Origin of the sequence: Exiguobacterium sp. s138 (assembly GCF_018618775.1) — a bacterium.
GTDB lineage: Bacteria > Bacillota > Bacilli > Exiguobacteriales > Exiguobacteriaceae > Exiguobacterium_A > Exiguobacterium_A artemiae.
In genome coordinates this window covers 162,802-188,000 of record NZ_JACSMW010000002.1, presented here as the reverse complement: position 1 = coordinate 188,000, position 25,199 = coordinate 162,802, and the positions used below count along the sequence as shown (strand labels likewise).

Here is a 25,199-nt window from a genome sequence, read left to right as displayed (position 1 = left end):
TGTTAAATCACCCCAATACTCTTGACTTCAATTGTCGGAATCAATTCGTTATAAGACAGAACAGGTACATCCGGGAAATAACGTTCTGTTAATTGACGAACAAACATCCGAATACTTGGTGATGCCAAAACGATTGGCTGAGCTCCGTACCGTTCGAATTCTGCCGTCAATTCATTTAATGACTCAATGAAATGTGTTGCCTTATCAGGATCAAGCGCCAAATAATTGCCGAACTCCGTTTTTTGAATCGCTGACTGAATCTCCATCTCCAGTTCACTCGATACCGTCACAACGTGTAATACGTCTCCTTGTAAGACTTGTTCCGTAATTTGTCGGGCTAATGCTTGACGGACATATTCAGCTAACAAATCACTATCTTTCGTCACAGCCGCATAATCAGCGAGTGTCTCAAAAATAAGCGGTAAGTTTCGAATCGAGATTTTTTCTTTTAACAACTGCACGAACACTTTTTGCAGCTCGCCGATCGACAACAATTGCGGTGTCACTTCGTCGACTAAAATCGGATGCGATTCCTTTAAATGATCGACCAGTTGTTTTGTCTCTTCTCGGCCGAGTAAATCGGCCGCATGTTTTTTCAGAAGTTCCGTCAAATGTGTGGCGACAACAGATGGCGGGTCGACGACTGTATATCCGGACATCTCAGCCCGGCTTCTCGTCCGTTCATCAATCCATAAGGCCGGCATCCCGAACGCGGGTTCAACCGTCTCGATCCCTTGGATTTCCGGATCATCGACACCCGGACTCATTGCCAGATAATGATCGAGCAGCAGTTCGCCGGTTGCCATCTCACTTCCGCGGATTTTAATCCGGTAGTGATTCGGCGGGAGTTGCAGATGGTCACGAATCCGGACTGTCGGTAAGACGAATCCAAGTTCAAGTGCCAACTGTCTCCGGATCATGACGACCCGGTCAAGTAAATCCCCACCTTGCGCTTCATCGGCGAGCGGGATCAAACCATAGCCAAATTCAAACTCGATCGTATCGACGTTCAAGAGGGAAATGACGGATTCGCTCGATCGCAGGTTTTCAGTTGGTGCCTCTTCGACAGCGACTTCTTCTTGAGCTGCTTTTGACGTTCGTGTCAATCGCCAAGCGAAGAAAGCCGCTGCTGCCGCGACAGGAATCGTCACGTAATCGGGAATCGCTGTAAAAAGACCTAACAGGAAGATGGCACCAGCTCCAATCATGACGAGGAGCGGTGTCCGTGAGAGCTGACCGATGATGTCTTCCCCTAAGTTACCGTCAGAAGTCGAGCGGGTAACGATGATTCCGGTTGCGACAGAAATCAATAAGGCCGGAATTTGACTGACAAGACCGTCACCGACCGTCAACAAGGTGTATAAGCTGATTGATTCGGTCATCGGTAACCCTTGTTGGACGACACCGATGATCATTCCGAAAATCAAGTTGATGATGACGATGATGATTCCGGCAATCGCGTCTCCCTTGACGAATTTCGAAGCTCCATCCATCGCGCCGTAAAAATCGGCTTCCGACTGGATTTTTTGGCGGCGTGTCCGGGCTTGTAATTCGTCGATCATACCGGAGTTCAAATCGGCATCAATCGCCATCTGTTTTCCGGGCATCGCATCGAGCGTAAACCGGGCCGATACTTCCGATACCCGCTCCGATCCTTTCGTGATGACCAAAAACTGAATCAATACAAGAATCAGGAAGACGACGAATCCAACCAGAGCGTTTCCGCCGACAACGAAACTACCAAATGCTTCAATGACTTCTCCACCGTTCCCGTTCGAGAGAATCGATCGGGTCGTCGAGACGTTTAGTGCCAATCGGAACAGAGTCACGATCAGCAAGAGGGTCGGGAACACAGAAAATTCCAATGCTTCCTTCGCGTTCATCGCGACAAGTAAGACCATTAAGGCAATCAAAATGTTGATGATGATAAGAAAATCGAGTAAAAATCCTGGCAGTGGAATGACGAGCATGAAGACAATCATAATGACGCCTAGCAGGACAGATAAATCTCGTGTTGAAATGGTCATGATGCTTCATCCTTTCATTTCGCTTGTTTCATTTGATAGACAAAGGCGAGTGTTTCAGCGAGTGCCTGATAAAATGATTCATCCACTGCCATTCCTATTTCTGATTTTGCGAATAATGCTCGTGCGAGCGGTCTATTTTCAATAATCGGGATCTCAGCTGCTGTCGCCTTCTCCCGAATTCGGAATGCGACAGCATCCACTCCCTTGGCGACGACAATAGGTGCGGCATGTTTGCCGTCATCATACTGAATCGCTACGGCGTAATGGGTCGGGTTCGTAATGACTACATCGGCGTTCGGTATTTCCTGCATCATCCGCCGCATCGCCATTTCCCGTTGTTGCTGTTTGATTTTCCCTTTGATTTGCGGATCCCCTTCTGTATTCTTATGCTCATCCTTTAAGTCTTGTTTACTCATCCGAATCGACTTTTCAAAATCGAATTTTTGATAAGCAAAGTCAAGGACAGCAAGGACGATCAACGCGATACTGACTGAAATCCCCAACAGGAACGTCAGATGACCGATAATCGCCAAGGCGTCACCAATCGGTTCTGACGTCAAACGTGAAATTTCTACTTTGTTATTCCATAAGACTGTTCCACTCGTCACACCGATGACAAGTAATTTAAATACCGATTTTAAGAATTCAATTAATGCTTTCATGCTGACGATTCGTTTGACGCCTTGCAGCGGATTGATCCGGTCGAGTTTCGGTTGAATCGATTCTGTACTGAGCAATGCTCCAATCTGCACAAAATTCCCTAAAATGCCGATGACGACTGCTGTCAAAAAGAAGGGTGCAACCAAAATACTCATTTGGACCAGCATTTCAATCATGACTTCCTGGACGCGTCCTTCTTCGACAGCGACTAAGACCGTTTGGGCACTCAGTCCATCTTCTAATACCATGACGAACCGTTTCCCTAGAAACGGACCAAAGAAAAATAAAATCAGGAACATTCCGAACAACATCAAACTGCTTGTTAAATCAGCCGACTTTGCGACCTGACCTTTTTTTCGAGAATCATCACGTTTTCGAGGGGATGCCTTTTCCGTCTTTTCGCCCGCAAAATACTGGAGGTCAAGCGTTAATGTATATTTTCCCATCTCAACCTCCTAGTAATTGAATCGCATCGGACAATACGTCTTGTAATAAGGGAACAAATCGAGAAATCCCGGTAATGGTTGCTCCGGCGAGTAAAAACAAAATCGCATAACCCATCAATAACTTGACAGAAAATCCAATCGCAAAAATATTGAACTGGGGTGCGGTTTTCGCTAAAAACCCAAGCGCCAAATCAACTAAAAACAGGGCGACCACAAGTGGCATCGCCATTTGAAGAGCCGTGAGCATCGCGAGCCCGACGACACGAACGACTAAGCTCATGCCAGCTTCTCCGGAAACGTTAATCGCACTACCGGGCGGAAAGATTTTAAAACTCGTATAGATGCCATCTAGTAAAATCAAATGCATATCTGATGCCAGCAACACGAGCAGTGTCAACATGTAAAAAAATCGGCCGACGATCGGCGATTGACCACCAAACATCGGATCATATGCCGATGCCATCGCCAGCCCCATCTGTAAATCAATGATTGATCCGGCCATTTGTGGCGCATACAGTAAAAAACTGGCGAGCAAACCGAGGGAGAGCCCAATGACGACTTCTGTTCCCATTCGAAAAAAGAAATCGATGTCATCGACTTGAACCGTCGTCTTGACCGCATAACTGGCAAAATAGGCAAGTCCGGCAGCGATTGCCAACTTATGCTGAGCGGGTAACTGCTTCGATGAAAACAAAGGAGCAGCCACTAAAAATCCAACGAGTCGACCAAATACAAGTAAAAAAACACTGACAAAGGACAGTAACGTCATTTCCGCGAAACCTCGGCAATCTGTTTGAAGATTTCAATCGTAAACGTTTTGAGTTCTTCCATGATCCATGGACCGAAAAAGACGAGTGCTAAAAAAACGGCAACAATCTTCGGAACAAACGATAAGGTCTGCTCTTGAATTTGAGTCGTCGCCTGCAAGATGCTAACGAGAAGTCCAACGACGAGTGAGACGAGCAAGAGCGGAGCTGACACCTTTAACAAGGTCCATACGGCCGAACTGGCTAATTGAATAATCATTTCCTGCGTCATGTCGTCCCTCCCTATCGCATGCTGACGAGTAGTGATTCGACAATTAAATGCCAACCATCTACTAAAATGAACAATAATAATTTAAACGGTAAGGCAATCATGACCGGTGGTAACATCATCATCCCCATCGACATCAAGACACTCGAAACGACCATATCGATGACGAGGAACGGAATGAAAATCATAAATCCGATTTGAAACGCCGTCTTTAACTCACTGATGGCATAGGCCGGCACTAACGCGACGAGCGGAATATCTTCCACCTTCTCCGGCTTCTCGTAATTGCCATATTTCAAAAAGAGTTCTAAGTCATTGCTCCGTGTGTACTGAGACATAAAACGTTTCATCGTTCCTCCGGCTTGATCAAAGGCTTCCTCTTGACTGATTTTGTCGTCCATGTACGGTTGTAAGGCCGTCGTGTTCAATTCCGTTAAAATAGGCGCCATAACGAACAATGTGATGAATAACGCCAGTCCGACAAGCAGTTGGTTCGGCGGTGTTTGTTGTGTTCCTAAAGCAGAACGCACAAAGGATAAGACGACGATGACGCGTGTGAAACATGTCATCAAAATCAGTAACGACGGTGCTAATGATAAAAGCGTAAGTAAGACCAGTAATTTGATGGAAGTTGCCGTCCCGGACGGCGTATCCAAGGAGATCAAGTTTTCAATCGTCGTCATGACCGTCCTCGTTTCTTCTGGAACTGATCGAGCTGTTGCTTAAATGATTCCAGAAACGGAGATGCGGCTGACGTATGTGGTGGGCTCTCGGATGTATCCGTTGCTAACCATTCGTCATCTTCTTCAATCGTATCAAGCAATTCAACGTTTTGACCGACACCGACAACATAAATCTTACCGTGAACCCTCACGAGCTGAACGGATCGATCTTTGCCAAGCGGGACACCACCGAGATGCGACAGTCGGCTCGATTGACGGACTCCCTTTGTCCGTTCATTGATGAAACGGACAGCAAGCAGGAATCCACCAATCAAAACTGCGAGTGTCACGACGATTTTTACGACCGTGACGACTGTCGATGACCCGTCGACCTGTTGTGTTGTAGGTTCATTTTTCTTAGATGGGTTGAGCTTCTCTTCCACTGTTTCGGCACCGACCTGATGCGTCAGCAGGAACAGGAGAAGACAGGTCAAACAGGTCAGTCTTCTCATGATGAAATGGTTTTCGAAACGGCTTCGAGTACACGGTCTGCCTGGAACGGTTTGACGATGAAGTCTTTTGCTCCGGCTTGAATCGCATCGATGACCATCGATTGTTGTCCCATCGCCGAACACATGATGACTTTGGCAGCCGGGTTGAAGGCTTTGATTTCTTTTAATGCTGAAATCCCGTCCATTTCCGGCATCGTGATATCAAGTGTGACGAGATCCGGCGTTAACTCTTTATATTTCGAAACGGCTTCACGTCCGTTTTCAGCCTCACCGACGACGTCATAGCCGTTTTTCGATAAAATTTCCTTAATCATCATTCGCATGAAAGCTGCATCATCTACAATCAAAACTTTTGCACTCATCCTATTTCCTCCTTAGAACATCCGCAGACGTTCTTTTGTATTGACGATCTCTGTAATCCGGACACCGAAGTTTTCTTCGATGACGACGACTTCTCCCGTTGCAATCAATGTATTATTGACGAACACGTCAACGGGTTCTCCTGCTAATTTATCCAGTTCAATGATGGAACCTTGTGTTAATTCCAAAATGTCCCGGACTGACCGGCGCGTCCGTCCCAGTTCGACTGTGACATTCAACGGTACATCGTAGAGCATGCCGATGTTGCCGGGCGGACCTTCTTGTTGCACTTCAGAAAACTGACCGAACTGAACAGGACTGACGCCAACCGGCTCCTTTTTGTGTTCGGGTGGTGCTTCATACCGGGGTTCCGGCTGCGGCTGAGACGCAGCCGGCTGTTCCCGGACCGGTTCTGGTGCAGGGACTTGAACTGCGGGTGCCGGTTCACTCGTTGTCGTACTGGCATTGAATAATTTCTGAATCAATTGTTTGGAAAATTCAAGTGGTGCCAATTGGACGATTTTTGAGTCGATCAGCGTTCCGATTTTCAAATCAAATTCGATGATGACCATGCTTTCCCATAACGAGAAGCTGTCCACAATTGTTTTTTCTTGCGAGAAATCAAAAATTTCGACCGCTGGAGGCGAGATATCGATGCGCATTGAGAACACGGTCGACATCGAGGTCGCAGCCGCTCCCATCATCTGGTTCATCGCTTCCTGAACGGCAGACAGCGCAATCGGTTCCATCTCAAGGCTCTCATCAACGACACCATCGCCGCCCATCATTAAATTCGCAATGACGGAAGCATCCCGTTGTGTCAAAATCAAAACGTTTTCTCCTTTGAATCCTTCTGTATATCCAACGCGAAGAGCGACGTGGGGAATCGGATAACGACTCCGCAATTCTTCCATCGTAATCATCCGCACGTGTGGTGTCGTGATTTCGACTTTTTGATTCAACAATGCAGAAAGGGCTGTCGCGGAATTTCCTAACGAGATGTTCCCGACTTCTCCAAGCGCATCAATTTCCATCTCATCCAATTGATGTAAATCATCCGTTGAACTGGTATCGGTTGGTTCTTCAGCCGATGGGGTTCCACGTAATAATGCATCGATTTCATCTTGCGAAAGCATATCGCTCATGTTATTCCTCCTCAATTCGTTGTAAGACTTGTAAAGCGAGATGCTTCCCGTTCAGACCAGGCCGCGCTTTGAACATTTTCCGATCATCGACGAACAATTCAACCGGATCGGATGTACGTGTCTGGAGGGACAGGCAATCGCCTACCTCGAGGTGTAACAATTCTCCAAACGAAAGTTCCGTCTGGCCGAGCACTGCTTTCAAATCGACGATTGATCCCATCAACTGTGTTTGCATATGTTCTGACTCTTGGTTATCGGCTGACTTTCGTTTCTCTTGTTGCATCCAAAAGTGACTCGATAGTTTCGGAATGATTGGTTCGAGTGTCACGAACGGCAGACAGACATTAAGCGTTCCGCTTACTTCTCCGACGGTCACGTAAATCGAGACGAGAATGACCGTTTCATTCGGTGAGACGAGTTGAAGAAATTGTGGATTGATTTCCAAATCATCATACTCGGCTTCGATTTCGGCAATCGATTCCCACGCTGCCCCGTATTGAACAAAAGCGCGTTTGAATAACTGCGTCAAGATCCGGGTTTCGATTTCCGTCAAGTTCTCAATCTTATTCATACCTTCCCCCGGTCCGCCGAGCAATCGATCGAGCATCGCATACGCGATGTTCGGATTCACTTCGAAGATGACCCGTCCGTCTAACGGATGAAGATTCACTAAATTAATTAAGGTCATGTTCGGAATGGAATGAATGAATTCGTCATAAGGAAGCTGTTCGACCGTATTGACCGTAAACTGGACGTATGTTCTAAGCTGTGCTGAGAAATGGGTCGTCAAGACTCGGGCAAATTGTTCATGAATCCGCGTTAAGTTCCGCATCTGGTCTTTTGAGAATCGCAACGCCCGTTTAAAGTCATATACTTTCACACGACGTTCTTCTTCTTGACTGCGTATTTCCTCAACTTCCATATCTCCGCTTGAAATGGCTGATAGCAGGGCGTCAATTTCATGTTGTGATAATACTTCGCTCATGCGGCCACCTCACTGGATGATTTTTTTCGTCGTGTAGACACGTTGAACATCGCCTTCTTGCAGGAGCTTTTTAAATTGCCCCCGTAATTTTTCTTCGAGTTTCGCCATGTCCTGTTTAGAATCTAAATCTTGTTTTTTCATCGAAGCTAAATCCCCTAAGATGATATTGTTGATTTGAAACTTGCGTAATTCCAGTTCTTCCCGTGTTGCTGCATCATCCGTGACGATTGTAAACTGAACATTTAAGAATCGTTCGTCTGCAATGTTCGTCGTCAAATCATCTGTTTGAAAACTTCGCTCTTCAAGTTCCGCTCCTGTCGGTTGTTCGACTTTCGCTTCGGTCGGATCACTCGTTAACAAATATTTTGAAAGCATGTAGCCCGCACCTACCATCATAATCGCGACGACAACCATGATGAGTGGTAATTTCAACTTACTCTTCTTCTTTTCTTCTGCCATCTTCGAGCCTCCTAGCACTGTTCAAGCCCGTTAAACCGACTTGTCGGTAAAAATCGATTGTGGCTGCTTTTACCTCTTCCAATGTTTCTTTGACGACATAAGTCTGTCCCCCGACCAACTGGATCGTCGTATCGGGTGTCGACCGGACCGCTTCGATTAAGATTGCATTTAAGACAAGCGGTGTTTCACGTAATGTCGTTAAAGTAATCATCGTTTCAAGTTAACGAGTTCTTCTAAAATCTGATCTGATGTTGTGATGATCCGGGTGTTTGCCTGGAATCCGCGTTGGGCGATGATCATTTCCGTAAACTCTTCCGATAAGTCGACGTTCGACATTTCAAGTGTTCCGGATGTTAATTGACCAAGACCGTTTGTGCTTGGCGTTCCAGTCGCTGCGATACCCGAGTTTTGAGAAGCGGCAAACAAGTTCACTCCTGATTTTTCAAGACCACCCGGGTTAGCGAAATTGGCCATTGATACGTAACCAACTCGTTGCAAGTTACCCGTTCCATCAACGAATGTGACTAGTCCGTCTTTTCCGATTGCAAGGTTCTGTGCTCCCGTCGGAATTTGTAACTTCATGTAGCCATTATTTACTTTGTTTGTGATTTGACCTTGAGCATCGTATTGGTTGGCAGGTAGATTTGCTTGATCGGCAGGTGGCTGTCCAGGGTTGGCAGGCGGTGGATCAGACAATCCTACGAGATAATTTCCATCTCCCGTTACGATGTTCCCTTGAAGATCTGTATAAAAGTTACCGGAACGAGAATAACGCACACCGTCTGCCGTTAAGACTTGATAGAATCCTTCACCAGAAATCCCGACATCAAGCGTTCGACCTGTATTTTGTAACGCTCCTTGATTATAAACGTTATCGACCGTTGACATCGAGGCCCCGAGTCCTACCTGTTTCGGGTTTGTCCCACCGACACCTCCACCATTACCTGATGCGGAACCAACTGATTGGTTGACAAGATCCTTAAACGTGACACGACCTTTTTTATAACCAAATGTATTGACGTTGGCGATGTTATTCCCGACGACGTCTAACTTTGTTTGGAAGTTCTTTAACCCACTGATTCCTGAATACATTGAACGTAACATTATTTTTCCTCCTTTGTTTTAATTTCAGTCAATTCGTAGACACTGACACTTTTTCCGTTTGATAACTCGGCAATGACATCGACCCCGTCACGCTTTACACTGAGGACGTTTGCCGTCACTTTACCGGTCGATGTCACATCTGCTCCCGTTGCATCTTTCGTGACAGTCTCACCTTCATAGCTGACACTTTTTCCAATTAAATTACTGTAGTTCATCAGAGCCGCCGCATGCTGATTGAGCATCATCGTATCCATCCCTTTGCCAATCGCTTGCATCTGTTCAAGAGAAGAAAACTGAGCCATCTGCGAAATGAACTCCTTGTCTTCCATCGGTGCCGTTGGATCTTGATTGGACAATTGGGCAATCAGGATTTTCATGAACATGTCTTTGTCCATCGAGTTACTGGATGGTACTTTCGTTTTCTCCGGTAACTGATAGGACGACGCATCATTTTTGATGGAATCAGTCATCTTCATCCTCCTCTAGTTCTTCTTCGTACGGTGCAGGTTCTTCTTGCTGGCGTTCCCGTCGTTCTTGCGGCAAACCTTGTTCAAAGTCTTTGACACTCGATGCCAACATCCCGGTTTCGACTTTGACGAGTGGTGCTTGCGGCTGCAACGATGTATGTAGCTTTCCGAGTTGCTGATCCAGCATTTGTTTTGCTTGTTCTGTCGCCGCGAAAAGCTTTACTGTCAATAAACCGTCTTTTTTATCCAACTGGATGACGACTTCACCCAACTGTTCTGGATATAAGCGGATCGACATGCGTGTCGAACCGTCCGCACCTTTTAAAAATGGTGCTTGTTTCATCGCCGCTTCAATCCGGGACGTGAGTTGTTCATCGACATTTGGTTGCATGACGGATGGCCGAACCCCTACCCCTAATGCACCGTTCATACGTTCAAATTTCAATCCGGTCAACGGTGATGGTTGTTCTTTCCCTTCCGGATCGGCAGCTACCTGAATGGATTCAATCACCTTTTTAGTCATGACATTGGTTTTCAGTGTTGGTGTCGTTTGTTCAGATGAGACAAGGCGATTTGAAAGCAAAGGCATCACTGCCTCTTTTTTAGTACCCGGAGCATTCATTAACGTCGGATTAGTTTGCGGTACAGCTGAAACCGCCGTTACAACTGGCATTACCGGAAACGGTCCAACAGTCCCTGAAACATCAGTCGCCTGAATGACCGGAGCATTTAGTCCTGCCGGTAAGTCATTTCCTTTCACATGTTCCTTAGCGACGACGGTCAACATCACCGTTGCAAGTACTTGTTGGAGGGAAGCTGGGAATTGTTCGAATAACTCCATCGCTTTTCCCGGCTGTCCGTCTTGTATCGTCTTAATGAACTGAATCAGCTCCGTCGCTTTTTTAGGATCATGTATTATATCTTCTACTTCAGGTTGCTCCAGAAGTTGTAACACTTTTTCCGGCTGTGCGGTCAATTGTTCCAACAGCGGTTTGACTTCGAGATTCGTCTCCCCTTCAGTCGGTATTGCCTGTTGATCCAGTGAAGGGTTCTGTACGCCCTCAGCTAGAGGTTGCACTAAGTATTGAAGTAACGAAGCAAAATTTCCAACGCCATTCGCCGGGAGCTCTTTCCCGTTCCACTTCGTAACCGGTTTAGCTATTTGTGCTTGCTGTACATCCGTCAAGTTCATCTTATTTTCTCACCCCTTATTGGACTGCCAACAATTGTGTCAACGCTGCAGCTTTTTTAGGATCCATCTTTGCCATGATGGCTGCCTGTTGTTCAGCATCAATTTCTTTAATGATTGAAACGACTTCCGTCGGACTCAATTCGTTGAAAATATTGGCTGCATCCTTCGGCGTCATCTCCGCATAGACATCTGTCACATCAGCAGTCTTTTTCGAAGCAGACTTATCTGTCCCTGTCGTTGCAGGTGTAGCCGGCGTGTTTTTCAACCGATCCCGTTCCGCAATCAACCGGACGACTTCCTGTTCTTTTGCTTGGATGAGTTCTGCTTGATCAGTTGTCTTCGCCCGTAGTTTTTTGATTTCAGCATTGGCTAATTTCAAGCGTTGTTCGATCTCTGAATTTTTCGAAGACGTTACTTTTGAATCCGTCACTTCTTCCGATGCGAAAGGTAATGAAAAAATCGGACGCCCATTAGCGTAATTTAATACGAGATAGGCTGTAAATAATAACAATAACAACGGGATGATTAATAAGGGCAAAATCCATTGTTTTGATGACTTGTTCTCACTCATGTCGTTCGCCTTCTTCCAAACTGCAATAATGCTAATTCATCCATTTGGTTCTGTTCCACCAAAGCGAGTGTCCGCCGATTTTCTTCTAATTGATTTGATTGCAGTCGTGTAAATTTCTTTTCTTCAATCAAAGCCTCTTTTAAATCGATTTGAGCCCGCTCATACTGATTTTTCGCCTGGGTAACATATAATTGCTGGCGTTCAATCTGTTGTTTGACGACATCGCGTGCACGTTCACGGTATTGAGAAGCAAGCAGCTCAACCGTTCCTGTTTCATTTTGTGCTTTTAAAAAAGCTTCATAACGAACGAGAAGATGGTACAATTTCTCGACCTCAATTTCATATTGTTTCTTTTTTTCAGCAGTATGTTTTGAAACACGATCCTTTTCCGCTTCCGCTAAAGGAATGATGCGTTCATATATGGTTTTCATTCGTGCACCTCCTTTAACGGATTGTCGAAATCAGACGGCTCATTCCATCTTCAAAATGGCTTTTTTCTTCCACACGTTGTTTTAAAAATCCGATTAATTCAGGATATTTTTCAACAGCCCGATCAATGTCGGGGTTTGTACCGCTTTTATACGCGCCGATATTGATCAAATCTTCGGCATCGAGGTATGTCGACAGTAACTGTCTGAACGTAATCGCACTATCTTTATGTTCGGTCGAAGTAATTTGATTCATGACCCGGCTGATGGAGCGTAAGATATGGATTGCCGGATATTGCCCTTTGTTTGCGAGATTTCGGTCGAGGACAAAATGACCATCTAGAATCCCGCGGACCGCATCCGCAATCGGTTCGTTCATGTCATCACCGTCAACCAGGACGGTATAAAATGCCGTAATGGAACCTTCTGTCGTTTTACCGCTTCGTTCCAACAGTTGTGGAAGCAAGGCGAACACACTCGGTGTATATCCCTTTGAAGCAGGTGGTTCGCCGGTCGCCAGACCAATTTCACGCTGAGCCATGGCAAAACGTGTGACGGAGTCCATCATCAATACGACATTTTTTCCTTGATCCCGAAAATATTCAGCGATTGCCGTTGCCGTATACGCTCCTTTGAGTCGAACGAGTGGCGGCTGGTCACTCGTCGCTACGACGATGATCGAACGGCTCATGCCTTCCTCACCTAACTCCGCCTCAATGAATTCCTTCACTTCACGGCCCCGTTCACCGATTAAGGCGATGACATTGATATCAGCCGTTGATCGTTTGGCAATCATACCGAGTAATGTCGATTTACCGACACCCGACCCTGCGAATAGTCCGACTCGTTGCCCTTGTCCGACGGTCAATAAGCCGTCGATGGCACGAATCCCTGTTGATAACACTTGATCGATCCGCGGACGATCGAGTGGACTTGGTGGTTTACGGACAATTGAAGTCGTCCGTAAATGCGCCAGTGATTTCCCGTCTAATGATCGTCCGAGACCATCCAGGACTTTCCCGATCAAATCATCTCCGACAGGAACATGAAGCGGTTTTCCTGTTGCGATGACGATCGATCCCGGTGCAATGGCCGTCGTTTCACCATATGGCATCAATAGTACATGTCCTTCTCGAAATCCAACGACTTCTGCCTCAATCTCGTCTCCACGATGAATCCGGATCAAGCACCGCTCGCCGATGGCAACAGCTGTCGGACCACGTGATTCAATCATCAAACCAATGACTTGAACGACTTTACCAGAATGCTCGACAAGTTCTTCCCGACGAATATCTCGAATCGCTGCTTGTAACTGTTTGAGTTTATACATCGTGTAACACCTCGGTGAGTTGCTCCATTAATCGTTGATAACCGATTGACAATCCACCCGTGATGGCACCATTCTCTGAATCAATCCGGAAATCTCGTGCATCAAGCTCGGGATCAATCCGTAAACGGATCGTTGCCGTCCCTCCTAAAATGGTCTGTAACCGTTCATCCAGTAAGACAACCCGTTCAAAGTCTTCAGCTGATGTATAGACAATTAATTTTTCACGATCTCTAAATTGAAGAATCAACTGTTGAATCGTCTGATAAAGTGCTTCTTCATCCTTATCGTGAAGCTGCTCCATAAACTGATGCGTCAATTGAAGGGCCAGTGCACACAATTCATCTTCCATCAGGAGGACTCGTTCTGAAAACATCTGTTCGAGCCTGTTCGCAAGCTGGTTCGTTTCCTCAATCCGTTGTTCGTATTGTGTTCGTCCAGCTTGTTGACCCGACTGAAAACCTTCTTCGTAACCCTGTTGTCTCGCTTCTTCCAGCACGCGGAGCCGCTCTTGCTCCAAAGCTGCCCGCCGTATTTGTTCTTGTTGTTCGATCAACAGTTGCTGTTGCTTTAGTTGGACTTGTCCTTCCCGCATCATCTCGTCATAAGAAACAAGCGGTTCGGTTTCAGTCACCTGCTCGGATTCCGTCTGATGGAAAATCGTTCGTTGCGTCCGGTCGAAAACAACTTGACGCTTAATGACGTTAGACAACGATATCATCTCCTCCACCACGGGCTACCACGATCTCACCCATATCTTCTAGGCGACGGATGATGCCGACAATCCGGCTTTGTGCTTCTTCGACATCCCGTAATCGGACAGGTCCCATGAATTCCATATCCTCTTTGAACGATTCGACCATTCGTTGGGACATGTTGCGGTATACCATTTCCTTCACGTCGTCTGAAGACACCTTGAGCGAAAGCAACAAGTCTTCATTCGAAACTTCCCGGATAATCCGTTGAATAGCTCGGGCATCGAGTGTAACGATGTCTTCAAAGACAAACATCCGTTTCTTGATTTCTTCCGCCAATTCCGGATCCTGAATTTCAAGCGTATCGAGAATCGTTCGTTCCGTCGTCCGGTCAACACCGTTCAAGACTTGAACAACCGCCTCGATTCCACCAGACTGGGCATAATCCTGCATGCCCGCTTGCGATAGATTCCGTTCAAGAATTTGTTCGACTTCACTGATGATTTCCGGATTCATCCGGTCCATCGTTGCAATCCGTCGGGCGACATCTGACTGGGCTTCTGCCGGAAGTTCTGATAAAATTTGTCCCGATTTGACCGGATCCAGATGTGCCAAGACCAAGGCAATCGTTTGCGGATGTTCATTTTGAATGAAGTTCAGCAATTGTTTCGGATCCGCTTTGCGGGCAAACTCAAACGGTCTCACTTGAAGCGTCGACGTCAAACGATAAATGAGTTCCATCGCCTTCTCTTCACCTAATGCTTTTTCCAACACGGATTTGGCGAATCCGATACCACCTTGCGTGATATAATTTTGTGCTGTCGCTAATTCATGGAATTCTACTAACACTTCGAGCTTCTCATCCGGATCAATCCGTTTTATGCTCGAAATCTGTAATGTCAGCCACTCCATTTCTTCTTCCGACAAATGTTTATATACGCTGGCCGCGACTTCCGGACCAAGCGAAATCATTAAAATTGCGGCTTTTTCCCGACTACTCATCTCTAATTTCTTCATCTCATCAATCCTCCGCTAACCAGGTGCGTAACAACTTCGCAAATTCATCCGGATTGGATGCGGCAAGCTTCTCAAGCTGTTTCCGTTTGACCGCTCCTTCACTTGTGTCCTCTGTCGACAGTTCAGGAATCTCTGTCTCGATTGGTGTCCACTCTTCCAGTTCTTCAATCTCAGCTGTTTTTCTTCTACGCAACATTAGGAAGATGGCTCCTACTACAACCAGTGCTGCGGCACCTAATGCAAACCAGACCCACATTGGTGTTGTTTCCGTTGTTACTGTCTGTTTCGGCGTCTCGGCAAACGGTCTTGACATGACGACGACTTTATTCGCAAGCTCTGCATCGGTTAAGGTCGTCTTCGCATCTGTCTTCGTCAGTGAAGTACGAATGATCGAATACATCATCGTCTGTAAATCTGTTTGAAGTTGCGGATCAATTTGATTTTGTCCTTTAGGTGGCTCAACGATGACTTGAATTCCCAAATCCCGAATTTCATACGGTGCACCGGTAATCTGTTTTGTAATTCGATTGACTTCGTAATTGATGATGTCATGTGTCTTCTCACTTGTGTCCCCTGCCGTACCCGTACCTTGCGGGAAGTTAATGGTCTCATTCTCACCCGTTCCTGCAGTTCCTTCATTGGCCGCTCCCGTATACGCTTCAGCGACTTTCTCTGCCGATGTCACGATTCCCTCGATTTTATCAGGATCAACCGGTTCGACTAATTTTTGTTCCTCTTGCCGTTGCGTAACGTCGACATCTGCCGTAACAGAAACCAATGCTTTTTGCGGACCGAGAACGACTGACAGCATCTGCTGAATTTGTTGGCGTAAATCTTTTTCCGTCGTTTTCTTCAATTGCATCGGATCCGTTCCGCCTGCAGTCTGTGCTCCTTTACCCGGCTCATAATACGTAAAGTACTGATCCATGATGGTAATGTTTTCTTCTTTTAAATTCGGGATACTTTTCGCAATCAGATGATACAGACCTTGAACCGTCTGCTGGTTCAAGTCGCTGCCGGCGCTTGATGTCAAGACGACCGAGACAGTTGATGTCTCTTCTTTATCTGATAAGAAAACACTTTTTTCAGGTAAGGTAATCATGACCTTCGCAGCATCAATCCCGTTGACTTGCGTAATCAGATTTTCTAATTCCGTCTGCATCGTGTCCCGCTCGAGAATGTTCATTTCCTTATCTGTTGTTCCAAATCCGGCGTTTTCGCTGAAGAAGGAATAATCGATTTGACCTGATTTAGGTATTCCGGCTGTCGCCAACTCCACTTTTAAGTTTTCGGCACTTTCTTCCGGTACAAGAATCGTTACACCGTCTGTCCCACTGACGACTTCGGACTGTACACCATCTTCATTTAATTTCTCAGTCACTTGCCCAGCCTCTTGCGGTGACAACTTTGAGTACAGTGGTGTCATCGTTGGTTTACTTAGCCAAATCGCTGCAACAATGATCGCAGCGATTAAAAATAAGATGATTCCGATGATTGTTGCCTTTTTGACGAGCGACCATTCCTGCCATGTCGTTTTTAATGCGCCAAAGCGCGTTTTTAGTCCTTCATTCATCAAACATCTCCCACGCTTTCCTCAACAATCACAGTTGCATACGCATCATTTCTTGGTATGCTTCGATGCCTTTATTCCGGACTTCGATAGCGAGTTGCATAGAAAGCGATGCTTCTTCTGTTTTGATCATGATGTTATGTAAGTCTGTCGTTTTTCCAGTCGCAAGATCGACTCGTGCTTGCGAAGAGGCTTGTTGCGCCTCGTTCAGACCGTTCATGGCCTGACTCAATACTTCACTGAAATCACTTGGTGTCGTTTTGGCAACAGATTGAGACGGTAAGACCATCTGCATGCTTTGAATCGGTTGAATCGCCATCGTGTCATCTCCTTCATTACTTGCCGATTTCCATCGCTTTGACTAACATTGCTTTTGTTGCATTCAATGCCGTGACGTTGGCTTCGTAAGAACGCGTCGCCCCCATCATATCGACCATTTCCTTCAGGAGATCGACGTTCGGCATTTTCACATATCCCAGTTCATCCGCATCCGGATGATTCGGATTGTATTCCAATTTAAATGGTTCTTGGTCTTTTCGAATCTCGCTGACTGTCACCCCGTTGCCTGTTTCTTTCAAGACGGCTAACTTGCGGGCATACGGTTGCCATTCTCCGTTAACAAGCTCACCGCGTGTCGTCTGAGCATTGGCGATATTGGCAGATACGGTATCGAGTCGCAGACGCTGTGCCGTCAATCCCGTTGCTGATGTATGAAAACCTGAAAACATACTCATGAATTAACGTCCTCCCCGGATGACGGATTGAATTCCGGAAAATTTCCGGTTCAATTGTTCAACCAATGCCTCGTACTCAATTTGATTGCGTGATAATTCAGACATTTCGAGGTCAATATCGACCCCATTCCCATCATTACGCATAGCAGACGATTGTTCGACGATGCTTCCTGAAGTACCGATTGTTGCGTGTCGTTTTAAACTCATTTTCATCTCTGAGTCCAAAACATCGCCAAACACTACACGTTTTGCTTTATATCCAGGTGTATCGACGTTCGCAATGTTTGCTGAAATTACTTTCTGCGCTGCCACCGTCCGATCGACAGCCTGTGTCATTGTTGCATAATCTGAACCAAGCCAGTTCATCATTCAACCTCCACCTCTATTTATCTCGTAAAACTTAGTATTATACCGTAAGCGGTTAGTAACATATCTGAAATAATTGAAACAAATAGGTCAATGTTTGAAAAGAAGTTTTTTGAAAAATAGGGTAATGAGATGTTAATATTTCGCTTTTTAAACCCTTTTCTTATAAAAATGATAAATAATACCTATAAAAAAAAGAAGACCTAGTACTTTACTAGGTCTTCTTTTAAATTCTATTTTTTCCTTTTTTTAGTTCGATTTAATGCGTTCTAACTCATAGAGGAAATTGTCATTTAAAATCTTGATATATGTCCCTTTCATACCAAGTGAACGGGACTCGATGACGCCGGCGCTTTCAAGTTTCCGCAGAGCATTCACGATAACTGAACGCGTGATGCCGACACGATCGGCAATTTTAGAGGCTACGAGCAACCCTTCGTTTCCGTCCAACTCTTCGAAGATGTGTTCGATCGCTTCAAGTTCCGAATAGGATAAAGAATTGATTGCCATTTGAACGACGGCTTTCTTCCGCGCTTTATCTTCCGCTTCATGGGCTTTCTCGCGTAAGATTTCCATTCCGACGACCGTTGCTCCGTATTCAGCAAGGACTAAGTCTTCTTCATTAAAGTCTTCGAGCATCCGGCCAAGGACAAGTGTTCCAAGGCGCTCCCCGCCACCGATAATTGGAACGATCGTCGTTTTTGAGGTTTCGAACATATCGCGGTTATCGATCGGGAACGCTGTGTGCTCACTGTCAATCGCGATGTTCGCAGTCGTTTCCGTGACGTTAAACAATTTTTTGGTGTAATCTTCCGGGAACTGGCGCTCTTCGAGGAATCCACGAATCCGTGCATTCTCGATTTGTTGTTTAATTGCAATCCCTAACAACTTTCCACGACGGCTGACGATAAAGGTATTTGATTCCATGACTTCGCTTAACCGATCTGCCATGACCTTAAAGTCGACATGTGTGCTTGCTTCTTGTTGTAACATCGTGTTGAGCTTTCGTGTTTTTGCCAGTAAATTCATGATTTTCTTCCTCCACTTATAAGATGAACTGACTTAAGTCACGATCATCTGCTACTTTTCCGACGCGGTCCATGACATATTGAGGTGTGATGGTGACGTCTGTCTCCGGCATCTCTGCCGCTTCAAACGATAATTCTTCTAATACACGTTCCATGATGGTATATAAACGGCGAGCACCGATATTATCTGTTTCATCATTTACTTGTGCCGCAATCCGTGCAATTTGACGAATCGCGTCTTCCGTAAATGTGACATGGACTTGCTCTGCCCCAAGCAACGCTTTATATTGCTTGAGTAATGCTTGGTTTGGTTCTGTCAAAATTTTGACGAAGTCATCTTCCGTCAGACTGTCGAGTTCGACCCGAATCGGGAAACGTCCTTGTAACTCCGGAATCAGATCGGATGGTTTTGCCATATGGAAAGCCCCGGCTGCAATGAATAACATATGATCGGTCTTCACAGGACCGTACTTCGTTACGACAGTCGAACCTTCGACGATTGGAAGGATATCACGCTGGACACCTTCGCGCGATACACCGGCGCTGTCTTGTCCCTTCGTGGCAATCTTATCGATTTCATCAACGAAGATGATACCCATCTGTTCTGCACGACGAACGGCTTCATCATGGACTTCATTTAAATCGAGTAAACGTTCTGCTTCTTCTGCTGTCAAAATCGGACGTGCCTCTTTAACGCTCAGCTGACGTTTTTTTGTTTTTTTCGGCATGACTTGTCCGAGCATATCCTGCAGATTCGCAAGACCTTCCATACCTTGTTGTCCGGAGAACAAATCCATTTGACGTTCTTCAATGTCAACATCAATCATGCGGTCTTCTAGTTGACCTTGGAACAGCTGTTGTCGAATGACAGAGCGATCGGCGGTGTCATTCGCAGTTTCTTGTTCAGGCGGTTTTTGGGTGCCACCGAATAACATCTCGAATGGATTTCCTCCACCGAGACCTGTCGACGCTTTTTTACCGACAAGTGCATCCACAATCCGTTCATTCGCGACCGCTTCAGCCCGTTCTTTTAAAGCTTCCTTTTTCTCATCCTTGACGAGGCGGAGTGAAGCTTCGACTAGATCACGGACCATTGATTCAACGTCCCGACCGACATAACCGACTTCTGTAAACTTCGTCGCTTCAATTTTAACGAATGGTGCGCGGACCAGTTTAGCAAGTCGACGGGCAATTTCTGTTTTCCCGACACCAGTCGGTCCGATCATCAGGATATTCTTTGGTGTCACTTCATCACGCAGGCTCGGATCGAGCAGTTGCCGGCGGTAACGATTTCGAAGTGCAATCGCGACGGCTCGTTTTGCATCCGCCTGACCAATGACATGTTCATTTAGTTTTTCCACGATTTGTCTCGGTGTAAATTCATGCATCTGCACTTCCCCCAATCGTTTCTAAAATGATTTGATCATTTGTGAATACACATAACTCTCCTGCTGTTTCAAGAGCTGCACGGGCGATTTGCTCAGCCGTCATATGTCCGGCATGCCGAGCAAGTGCACGACCCGCCGCGAGAGCATAGTTGCCGCCTGAGCCGATGGCTAAAATACCGTCATCCGGTTCGATTACTTCTCCGTTACCGGAAACAAGCAGTAAATGTGTTCCGTCCATGACAAGCAACAAGGCTTCAAGTTGGCGTAACATTTTATCGCCGCGCCATTCCTTTGCTAATTCCACGGCTGCCCGTTGCAGGTTCCCGTTGTACATCTCAAGTTTTGCTTCAAACTTTTCGAATAGCGTAAACGCATCAGCTACACTTCCGGCAAATCCTGCAATCACTTTTCCACCATAGAGACGCCGGACTTTTTTTGCACTTTTCTTCATGATGACCTGATTACCGAAAGTCACTTGTCCATCTCCGCTCATGGAAGATTGACCGTTATGTTGAATCGCAAAAATCGTCGTTGCATGAAACATCCTATTTCCTCCCTTAGGCACGCGGATGCGCTTGCTGATAAACATGTCGTAGCCGCTCCGTCGTGACGTGTGTATATTGCCCTGTCGTCGATAATGAAGCATGCCCAAGCAATTCTTGCACCGCTCGTAAATCTGCTCCACGTTCCAGTAAGTCGGTCGCGAAACTATGTCGTAAAGCATGTGGTGTCACATGTTTCGATAAAAAGGGGTCTGCCTTTTTTAAGATTTTCCGAATCCCGTCCGTTGTCAGACGACGGCCTGAACGGGAAAGAAAAACGGCTTGTTCTTCGTCCTCGGTCGGTTGTCGTTCCGCCAAATAGTCGGTCAAGGCTTTTCTCGCAAATGACCCAATCGGTGTAATCCGTTCTTTTCGTCCTTTTCCGTATACATGAACATATTCCAAGTCCGAATCTAAATCTTTTACGTTCAATCCGGCTAATTCACTGACACGCATCCCTGTTGCATACAGCAACTCAATCAATGCCACATTCCGTACACCTAATGCATCCGACGTTCGGAAAACTTCTAAAAATCGTTCGTATTCTGATGGGACTAAAAACGTCGGCAGCGTTTGGACACGCTTTGGTGCCTTTAATCCTTCAAATGGATTGACATCATTCGTATCCCGTGTCACAAAACGCCCGAACTGTTTCAAACAAGATACTTTTTGAGCAATCGTTGATTTAGATGCTTTTTGATCATAAAGAGCAAACAAATAACGCCGTGCAGTTGCCAATTCAATCGATCCCAGCTGATGATCGAGGCAAAAAGCGGCGTATTGTCGAAGTGTTTGATCATAAGAACGGCCCGTATTTGGAGATAATTGACGTTCGATGTGTACATACCGTAAAAACGATTTCCGCAGTACGTCAAACTCTAAGTCTACTCCCATGGATGAGCCCCCTTCTAACCATTTCATACTCGAATCGCCCTTAGCATAGCACACCGTAAGTAGTCTGACAATAGACCAAAAATCGGAAAAATGACAAAATTATCACGCTTTTATGACAAATTAAGAAATGGGAGAAAAGAACGCTGGATTGCGTCTTCTCCCCCATCTCACTTACATATCGGTAAAGTCTTTAATCGCTTCTAATGCCCGCTCGGCAAGGAGCCCGTATTTTTCAGGTTTCTTCATGCGACCTGTCTGTCCAACAAGTCCCGGTACCAATCCGAAGTTTGCGTTCATCGGCTGGAAGTTCTTTCCTTCTGTCGTCGTGATGTAATGTGCCATTGCACCCATCATCGTCTCTTTCGGGAACGCGACCGGTTCCGCTTCATTGACGAGACGTGCTGCATTGATCCCTGCCGTCAAGCCGGATGCTGCCGATTCAACGTACCCTTCGACACCCGTCATCTGACCAGCAAAGAACAAATCATGACGTGTCCGTGTTTGATACGTCGGTTGCAACAGGTTCGGTGAATTAACGAACGTGTTCCGGTGCATGACACCATAACGGACGATTTCGGCATTTTCAAGACCCGGAATCAAACGGATGATTCGTTTTTGCTCGCCCCACTTCAAATGCGTTTGGAAGCCGACCAGGTTAAACAGTGTCCCGGCTGAGTTATCCTGACGCAATTGAACGACGGCATACGGACGTTTACCGGTTTTCGGATCTTCGAGACCAACCGGTTTCATCGGTCCGAACAATAGTGTCTTCGGTCCGCGTGACGCCAGTACTTCAAACGGCATACATCCTTCGAAGTAAATTTCCTTCTCGAATTCCTTTAACGGAACGACTTCCGCTTTGATCAACTCGTTATGGAAATGCGTAAACTCCTCTTCTGTCATCGGACAGTTCAAGTAAGCGGCTTCTCCTTTATCGTAACGTGACTTTAAATAGACCTTATCGCGGTCAATCGTATCGCCGTCAAGAATCGGTGCGGCAGCATCAAAGAAGTACAGATAATCTTCTCCGGTAAACTGCTTTAGTGATTCCGACAAAGCGGCACTTGTGAGAGGACCTGTTGCGACAATGGTCGGACCCTCCGGAATCGCTTCAAGTTCTTCATGATGAACCGTGACGTTCGGATGATTTTTTAATGTTTCCGTCACATATCCGGCAAAGTCATGCCGGTCGACAGCGAGTGCTCCGCCTGCCGGCACACTTGCCAAGTCAGCCGCTTTCATGATGAGTGAGTCGAGTTGTCGCATTTCTTCTTTTAATACGCCGACTGCATTCGTCAGTTGATTCGCCCGCAGTGAGTTCGAGCAGACGAGCTCGGCAAACTGATCCGTATGGTGAGCAGGTGTCTGCTTCACCGGTCGCATTTCATATAAATCTACTTGTACACCGCGTTTCGCAAGTTGCCATGCTGCTTCAGAACCTGCGAGTCCGGCGCCGATTACGGTTACCCGTTTCATCGGTCATTCCTCCTCTTGCTCCTGATCGATGCGTGTTTCATGATGTCCGCAAGACGTACATTCTACTTTCACACCGTTCTTGATTTTCTTTTGTACCATCATACTGCTACACACCGGACATGGTTCCTCGACTGGTTTATCCCATGAGACGAATTCACATTCCGGATAATTGGAACAACCGTAGAACAAACGGCCTTTTTTACTCCGGCGTTCGACGATCTCACCTGTTCCGCAAGTCGGACATTTGACACCGATTTCAACTTGAATCGGTTTGGTGTTCCGACATTCCGGGAAGTTCGAGCACGCCATGAATTTGCCGTAACGGCCCATCTTGATGACCATCGCGTGACCGCAGACTTCACAATCTTCTCCGGCCGGTTCATCTTTGATTTCGATTTTTTCGATTTCGGCTTCGGCACGCGTCAGTCGTTTTTCGAACGATTTATAAATCGGATCGACGACTTCGGTCCACTGCATGTCACCTTTTTCAATCGCGTCAAGTAAGGCTTCCATATCCGCCGTAAATTGAACGGTGATAAATTCTTGGAAATAATCACTGATCATGTCGATGACCAGCTCTCCGAGTTCAGTCGGCAGGAATTTTTTCTCTTCCAGCGTCACATAGCCGCGTTTTTGAATCGTATCCAGTGTCGGGGCATAGGTCGACGGACGACCGATTCCGAGTTCTTCCATCGCCCGGACGAGGCGTGCCTCTGTATACCGCGGTGGTGGTTGCGTAAAATGCTGTTTCGGTTCAATCATTTCCTGTTCCAAGACTTCCCCGTCTTCAAGCGGCGGTAATAATCCGTCCTTGACGTCCGTTACCGTCTCATCATCTGTGTCTTCAATATAGACTTTCATGAATCCAGCAAATTTAACCGTTGAACCGTTTGCGCGGAACATGACATCGTTTGAAACCAAATCCACTTTTACGGTATCGAGAACAGCCGGAGCCATCTGACTGGCAACAAACCGTTCCCAAATCAATTTGTATAACCGGAACTGATCCCGGGACAAATACGATTTGACAAGCTGCGGATCACGCATCGTCGACGTCGGACGAACGGCTTCGTGGGCATCTTGCGAATTTGCCGCTTTTTTCTCTTTCCGTTTCTCAACAGCGATATATTCTTTTCCGTACGCATTTTCAATGAAGCCGTGCGCTTCGAGATTCGCCGTTTCAGAAGTTCGTGTCGAGTCTGTTCGCATGTAGGTGATCAAACCGACTGTCCCTTCTTTTCCGAGCTCGATTCCTTCATATAACTGCTGGGCAATCATCATCGTCTTTTTCGCACGGAAGTTCAGCTTACGGGCTGCTTCCTGTTGGAGCGAACTCGTCGTAAACGGCAAGGCCGGATTACGCCGGCGTTCTTTTTTCGTCACGGAATCGACCGTAAAGGACTTGGATAGTTTAGCCAATACTTCATTGACTTCTTCTTCCGAGTGCAGTTCACGTTTCTTTCCGTCAATTCCGTAAAAATTCGCTTCCAGCTTTTCGCCGTTTGCATCAAGCTCCAGTTTGATCGTCCAATATTCTTCCGGTAAAAAGGCGTTGATTTCCTGTTCGCGGTCGATGATCATCTTCACGGCAACCGATTGAACACGTCCTGCTGACAAACCTTTTTTAATTTTCTTCCAAAGTAACGGACTCATGCTGTAACCGACAAGACGGTCCAAGATACGCCGTGCCTGTTGTGCATCGACAAGATCGTAGTTGATCTTGCGGGGTCTCTTGAACGAATCTTTGATGGCGTCTTTTGTGATTTCATTAAAGACAACCCGGCATTCTGTCGATTCATCGACACCGAGGGCTTTCGCTAAGTGCCAAGCGATCGCTTCCCCTTCACGGTCCGGGTCGGCTGCGAGATAAATTTTTTGTGCTTTTTTAGCGGCCGTTTTCAATTCCTTTAAAACCGGCCCTTTACCACGAATCGTAATATACTTTGGTTCATAGTCATGTTCTACGTCAACACCCATTTGACTTTTCGGTAAGTCGATGACATGTCCCATCGAAGCTTTCACGGTATAGTTTGAACCGAGATAACGTTTGATGGTTTTTGCCTTTGCAGGTGATTCGACAATTACTAAATATTTTGCCATTACAATCGC

General features: G+C 46.3%; 29 protein-coding genes. All 29 read right to left on the bottom strand.

Annotated features, from left to right (window positions below; all coding sequences use genetic code 11):
* Positions 1 to 2 precede the first annotated feature (2 nt).
* The 29 genes from flhA to topA all read right to left on the bottom strand — a co-directional run bounded on the left by flhA (position 3) and on the right by topA (position 25,190).
* The gene (flhA, locus tag KNP91_RS04765) at positions 3 to 2,027 is read right to left on the bottom strand and encodes a flagellar biosynthesis protein FlhA (protein WP_214848894.1); all 2,025 of its coding nucleotides are present in this window, start codon (positions 2,025 to 2,027) and stop codon (positions 3 to 5) included.
* A 14-nt stretch (positions 2,028 to 2,041) separates the two neighbouring features.
* On the bottom strand, positions 2,042 to 3,133 hold the full coding sequence (gene flhB / locus KNP91_RS04760; protein ID WP_114595508.1) for a flagellar biosynthesis protein FlhB: 1,092 nt from the start codon (positions 3,131 to 3,133) through the stop codon (positions 2,042 to 2,044).
* A gap of 1 nt (position 3,134) precedes the next feature.
* Positions 3,135 to 3,902, bottom strand: a complete 768-nt coding sequence (fliR, locus tag KNP91_RS04755; protein WP_214764042.1) for a flagellar biosynthetic protein FliR — start codon at positions 3,900 to 3,902, stop codon at positions 3,135 to 3,137.
* Positions 3,899 to 4,171, bottom strand: coding sequence for a flagellar biosynthesis protein FliQ (gene fliQ, locus KNP91_RS04750; protein ID WP_012370733.1), 273 nt, complete (start codon positions 4,169 to 4,171; stop codon positions 3,899 to 3,901). Before fliQ ends, fliR begins: the two co-directional genes overlap by 4 nt.
* Before the next feature lie 11 nt (positions 4,172 to 4,182).
* The gene (fliP, locus tag KNP91_RS04745) at positions 4,183 to 4,851 is read right to left on the bottom strand and encodes a flagellar type III secretion system pore protein FliP (RefSeq protein WP_114595506.1); all 669 of its coding nucleotides are present in this window, start codon (positions 4,849 to 4,851) and stop codon (positions 4,183 to 4,185) included.
* Positions 4,848 to 5,324: a flagellar biosynthetic protein FliO gene (locus KNP91_RS04740; protein ID WP_251135899.1), complete on the bottom strand. Its 477-nt coding sequence runs from the start codon at positions 5,322 to 5,324 to the stop codon at positions 4,848 to 4,850. The genes fliP and KNP91_RS04740 overlap by 4 nt, the downstream gene beginning before the upstream one ends.
* 14 nt (positions 5,325 to 5,338) lie before the next feature.
* Entirely contained in the window at positions 5,339 to 5,704 is a 366-nt protein-coding gene (locus KNP91_RS04735) for a response regulator (protein ID WP_012370736.1), read from the bottom strand.
* A 12-nt stretch (positions 5,705 to 5,716) separates the two neighbouring features.
* Positions 5,717 to 6,847, bottom strand: a complete 1,131-nt coding sequence (fliY, locus tag KNP91_RS04730; RefSeq protein WP_114595504.1) for a flagellar motor switch phosphatase FliY — start codon at positions 6,845 to 6,847, stop codon at positions 5,717 to 5,719.
* A gap of 1 nt (position 6,848) precedes the next feature.
* Positions 6,849 to 7,832 (bottom strand): flagellar motor switch protein FliM, encoded by a 984-nt coding sequence (gene fliM / locus KNP91_RS04725; protein WP_012370738.1) that lies wholly within the window; start codon positions 7,830 to 7,832, stop codon positions 6,849 to 6,851.
* Between the two features lie 9 nt (positions 7,833 to 7,841).
* On the bottom strand, positions 7,842 to 8,291 hold the full coding sequence (locus KNP91_RS04720; RefSeq protein ID WP_026828016.1) for a flagellar basal body-associated FliL family protein: 450 nt from the start codon (positions 8,289 to 8,291) through the stop codon (positions 7,842 to 7,844).
* The gene (locus KNP91_RS04715; protein ID WP_026828015.1) at positions 8,266 to 8,502 is read right to left on the bottom strand and encodes a flagellar FlbD family protein; all 237 of its coding nucleotides are present in this window, start codon (positions 8,500 to 8,502) and stop codon (positions 8,266 to 8,268) included. The genes KNP91_RS04720 and KNP91_RS04715 overlap by 26 nt, the downstream gene beginning before the upstream one ends.
* A complete protein-coding gene (gene flgG / locus KNP91_RS04710; protein ID WP_014970679.1) occupies positions 8,499 to 9,395 on the bottom strand; it encodes a flagellar basal body rod protein FlgG in 897 nt (298 codons plus the stop codon). The genes KNP91_RS04715 and flgG overlap by 4 nt, the downstream gene beginning before the upstream one ends.
* On the bottom strand, positions 9,395 to 9,865 hold the full coding sequence (locus tag KNP91_RS04705) for a flagellar hook capping FlgD N-terminal domain-containing protein (RefSeq protein WP_114595503.1): 471 nt from the start codon (positions 9,863 to 9,865) through the stop codon (positions 9,395 to 9,397). The genes flgG and KNP91_RS04705 overlap by 1 nt, the downstream gene beginning before the upstream one ends.
* Entirely contained in the window at positions 9,858 to 11,054 is a 1,197-nt protein-coding gene (locus KNP91_RS04700) for a flagellar hook-length control protein FliK (RefSeq protein WP_214764026.1), read from the bottom strand. Before KNP91_RS04700 ends, KNP91_RS04705 begins: the two co-directional genes overlap by 8 nt.
* 16 nt (positions 11,055 to 11,070) lie before the next feature.
* Positions 11,071 to 11,625 carry a MotE family protein gene (locus tag KNP91_RS04695; RefSeq protein ID WP_114595501.1) on the bottom strand — a complete coding sequence of 185 codons (555 nt, stop codon included), beginning with the start codon at positions 11,623 to 11,625 and terminating at the stop codon, positions 11,071 to 11,073.
* On the bottom strand, positions 11,622 to 12,056 hold the full coding sequence (locus tag KNP91_RS04690) for a flagellar export protein FliJ (RefSeq protein WP_114595500.1): 435 nt from the start codon (positions 12,054 to 12,056) through the stop codon (positions 11,622 to 11,624). Before KNP91_RS04690 ends, KNP91_RS04695 begins: the two co-directional genes overlap by 4 nt.
* Positions 12,057 to 12,069: 13 nt before the next feature.
* Positions 12,070 to 13,383 carry a flagellar protein export ATPase FliI gene (fliI, locus tag KNP91_RS04685; protein WP_114595499.1) on the bottom strand — a complete coding sequence of 438 codons (1,314 nt, stop codon included), beginning with the start codon at positions 13,381 to 13,383 and terminating at the stop codon, positions 12,070 to 12,072.
* Positions 13,376 to 14,101, bottom strand: a complete 726-nt coding sequence (locus tag KNP91_RS04680; RefSeq protein WP_114595498.1) for a FliH/SctL family protein — start codon at positions 14,099 to 14,101, stop codon at positions 13,376 to 13,378. The genes fliI and KNP91_RS04680 overlap by 8 nt, the downstream gene beginning before the upstream one ends.
* Positions 14,085 to 15,092 (bottom strand): flagellar motor switch protein FliG, encoded by a 1,008-nt coding sequence (gene fliG, locus KNP91_RS04675; protein ID WP_214848892.1) that lies wholly within the window; start codon positions 15,090 to 15,092, stop codon positions 14,085 to 14,087. The genes KNP91_RS04680 and fliG overlap by 17 nt, the downstream gene beginning before the upstream one ends.
* Before the next feature lie 4 nt (positions 15,093 to 15,096).
* Entirely contained in the window at positions 15,097 to 16,665 is a 1,569-nt protein-coding gene (fliF, locus tag KNP91_RS04670) for a flagellar basal-body MS-ring/collar protein FliF (RefSeq protein ID WP_214848889.1), read from the bottom strand.
* Between the two features lie 28 nt (positions 16,666 to 16,693).
* Positions 16,694 to 16,981, bottom strand: a complete 288-nt coding sequence (gene fliE, locus KNP91_RS04665; RefSeq protein WP_026828005.1) for a flagellar hook-basal body complex protein FliE — start codon at positions 16,979 to 16,981, stop codon at positions 16,694 to 16,696.
* 16 nt (positions 16,982 to 16,997) lie between these two features.
* Positions 16,998 to 17,396, bottom strand: coding sequence for a flagellar basal body rod protein FlgC (flgC, locus tag KNP91_RS04660; RefSeq protein ID WP_026828004.1), 399 nt, complete (start codon positions 17,394 to 17,396; stop codon positions 16,998 to 17,000).
* Positions 17,397 to 17,399: 3 nt separating this feature from the next.
* Complete coding sequence (gene flgB, locus KNP91_RS04655; protein ID WP_233494516.1) at positions 17,400 to 17,765, bottom strand: flagellar basal body rod protein FlgB; 366 nt, start codon at positions 17,763 to 17,765, stop codon at positions 17,400 to 17,402.
* A 246-nt stretch (positions 17,766 to 18,011) separates the two neighbouring features.
* On the bottom strand, positions 18,012 to 18,791 hold the full coding sequence (codY, locus tag KNP91_RS04650) for a GTP-sensing pleiotropic transcriptional regulator CodY (RefSeq protein WP_012370753.1): 780 nt from the start codon (positions 18,789 to 18,791) through the stop codon (positions 18,012 to 18,014).
* 16 nt (positions 18,792 to 18,807) lie between these two features.
* Positions 18,808 to 20,178, bottom strand: coding sequence for an ATP-dependent protease ATPase subunit HslU (gene hslU / locus KNP91_RS04645; RefSeq protein ID WP_012370754.1), 1,371 nt, complete (start codon positions 20,176 to 20,178; stop codon positions 18,808 to 18,810).
* Positions 20,171 to 20,722, bottom strand: coding sequence for an ATP-dependent protease subunit HslV (hslV, locus tag KNP91_RS04640; RefSeq protein WP_214848888.1), 552 nt, complete (start codon positions 20,720 to 20,722; stop codon positions 20,171 to 20,173). Before hslV ends, hslU begins: the two co-directional genes overlap by 8 nt.
* 13 nt (positions 20,723 to 20,735) lie before the next feature.
* Positions 20,736 to 21,614, bottom strand: coding sequence for a tyrosine-type recombinase/integrase (locus tag KNP91_RS04635; RefSeq protein ID WP_012370756.1), 879 nt, complete (start codon positions 21,612 to 21,614; stop codon positions 20,736 to 20,738).
* A gap of 171 nt (positions 21,615 to 21,785) precedes the next feature.
* Positions 21,786 to 23,090 (bottom strand): FADH(2)-oxidizing methylenetetrahydrofolate--tRNA-(uracil(54)-C(5))-methyltransferase TrmFO, encoded by a 1,305-nt coding sequence (trmFO, locus tag KNP91_RS04630; RefSeq protein WP_214848887.1) that lies wholly within the window; start codon positions 23,088 to 23,090, stop codon positions 21,786 to 21,788.
* 3 nt (positions 23,091 to 23,093) lie between these two features.
* Entirely contained in the window at positions 23,094 to 25,190 is a 2,097-nt protein-coding gene (topA, locus tag KNP91_RS04625) for a type I DNA topoisomerase (RefSeq protein WP_214848886.1), read from the bottom strand.
* Positions 25,191 to 25,199 lie beyond the last annotated feature (9 nt).

Bases quoted from the DNA above. Each gene is read 5' to 3' on its own strand.
- flhA (WP_214848894.1), bottom strand. From the start codon at position 2,027: ATGACCATTTCAACACGAGATTTATCTGTCCTGCTAGGCGTCATTATG.
- flhB (WP_114595508.1), bottom strand. From the start codon at position 3,133: ATGGGAAAATATACATTAACGCTTGACCTCCAGTATTTTGCGGGCGAA.
- fliR (WP_214764042.1), bottom strand. From the start codon at position 3,902: ATGACGTTACTGTCCTTTGTCAGTGTTTTTTTACTTGTATTTGGTCGA.
- fliQ (WP_012370733.1), bottom strand. From the start codon at position 4,171: ATGACGCAGGAAATGATTATTCAATTAGCCAGTTCGGCCGTATGGACC.
- fliP (WP_114595506.1), bottom strand. From the start codon at position 4,851: ATGACGACGATTGAAAACTTGATCTCCTTGGATACGCCGTCCGGGACG.
- KNP91_RS04735 (WP_012370736.1), bottom strand. From the start codon at position 5,704: ATGAGTGCAAAAGTTTTGATTGTAGATGATGCAGCTTTCATGCGAATG.
- fliY (WP_114595504.1), bottom strand. From the start codon at position 6,847: ATGAGCGATATGCTTTCGCAAGATGAAATCGATGCATTATTACGTGGA.
- fliM (WP_012370738.1), bottom strand. From the start codon at position 7,832: ATGAGCGAAGTATTATCACAACATGAAATTGACGCCCTGCTATCAGCC.
- KNP91_RS04720 (WP_026828016.1), bottom strand. From the start codon at position 8,291: ATGGCAGAAGAAAAGAAGAAGAGTAAGTTGAAATTACCACTCATCATG.
- KNP91_RS04715 (WP_026828015.1), bottom strand. From the start codon at position 8,502: ATGATTACTTTAACGACATTACGTGAAACACCGCTTGTCTTAAATGCA.
- flgG (WP_014970679.1), bottom strand. From the start codon at position 9,395: ATGTTACGTTCAATGTATTCAGGAATCAGTGGGTTAAAGAACTTCCAA.
- KNP91_RS04705 (WP_114595503.1), bottom strand. From the start codon at position 9,865: ATGACTGATTCCATCAAAAATGATGCGTCGTCCTATCAGTTACCGGAG.
- KNP91_RS04700 (WP_214764026.1), bottom strand. From the start codon at position 11,054: ATGAACTTGACGGATGTACAGCAAGCACAAATAGCTAAACCGGTTACG.
- KNP91_RS04695 (WP_114595501.1), bottom strand. From the start codon at position 11,625: ATGAGTGAGAACAAGTCATCAAAACAATGGATTTTGCCCTTATTAATC.
- KNP91_RS04690 (WP_114595500.1), bottom strand. From the start codon at position 12,056: ATGAAAACCATATATGAACGCATCATTCCTTTAGCGGAAGCGGAAAAG.
- fliI (WP_114595499.1), bottom strand. From the start codon at position 13,383: ATGTATAAACTCAAACAGTTACAAGCAGCGATTCGAGATATTCGTCGG.
- KNP91_RS04680 (WP_114595498.1), bottom strand. From the start codon at position 14,101: ATGATATCGTTGTCTAACGTCATTAAGCGTCAAGTTGTTTTCGACCGG.
- fliG (WP_214848892.1), bottom strand. From the start codon at position 15,092: ATGAAGAAATTAGAGATGAGTAGTCGGGAAAAAGCCGCAATTTTAATG.
- fliF (WP_214848889.1), bottom strand. From the start codon at position 16,665: ATGAATGAAGGACTAAAAACGCGCTTTGGCGCATTAAAAACGACATGG.
- fliE (WP_026828005.1), bottom strand. From the start codon at position 16,981: ATGGCGATTCAACCGATTCAAAGCATGCAGATGGTCTTACCGTCTCAA.
- flgC (WP_026828004.1), bottom strand. From the start codon at position 17,396: ATGAGTATGTTTTCAGGTTTTCATACATCAGCAACGGGATTGACGGCA.
- flgB (WP_233494516.1), bottom strand. From the start codon at position 17,765: ATGATGAACTGGCTTGGTTCAGATTATGCAACAATGACACAGGCTGTC.
- codY (WP_012370753.1), bottom strand. From the start codon at position 18,791: ATGAATTTACTGGCAAAAACACGAAAGCTCAACACGATGTTACAACAA.
- hslU (WP_012370754.1), bottom strand. From the start codon at position 20,178: ATGCATGAATTTACACCGAGACAAATCGTGGAAAAACTAAATGAACAT.
- hslV (WP_214848888.1), bottom strand. From the start codon at position 20,722: ATGTTTCATGCAACGACGATTTTTGCGATTCAACATAACGGTCAATCT.
- KNP91_RS04635 (WP_012370756.1), bottom strand. From the start codon at position 21,614: ATGGGAGTAGACTTAGAGTTTGACGTACTGCGGAAATCGTTTTTACGG.
- trmFO (WP_214848887.1), bottom strand. From the start codon at position 23,090: ATGAAACGGGTAACCGTAATCGGCGCCGGACTCGCAGGTTCTGAAGCA.
- topA (WP_214848886.1), bottom strand. From the start codon at position 25,190: ATGGCAAAATATTTAGTAATTGTCGAATCACCTGCAAAGGCAAAAACC.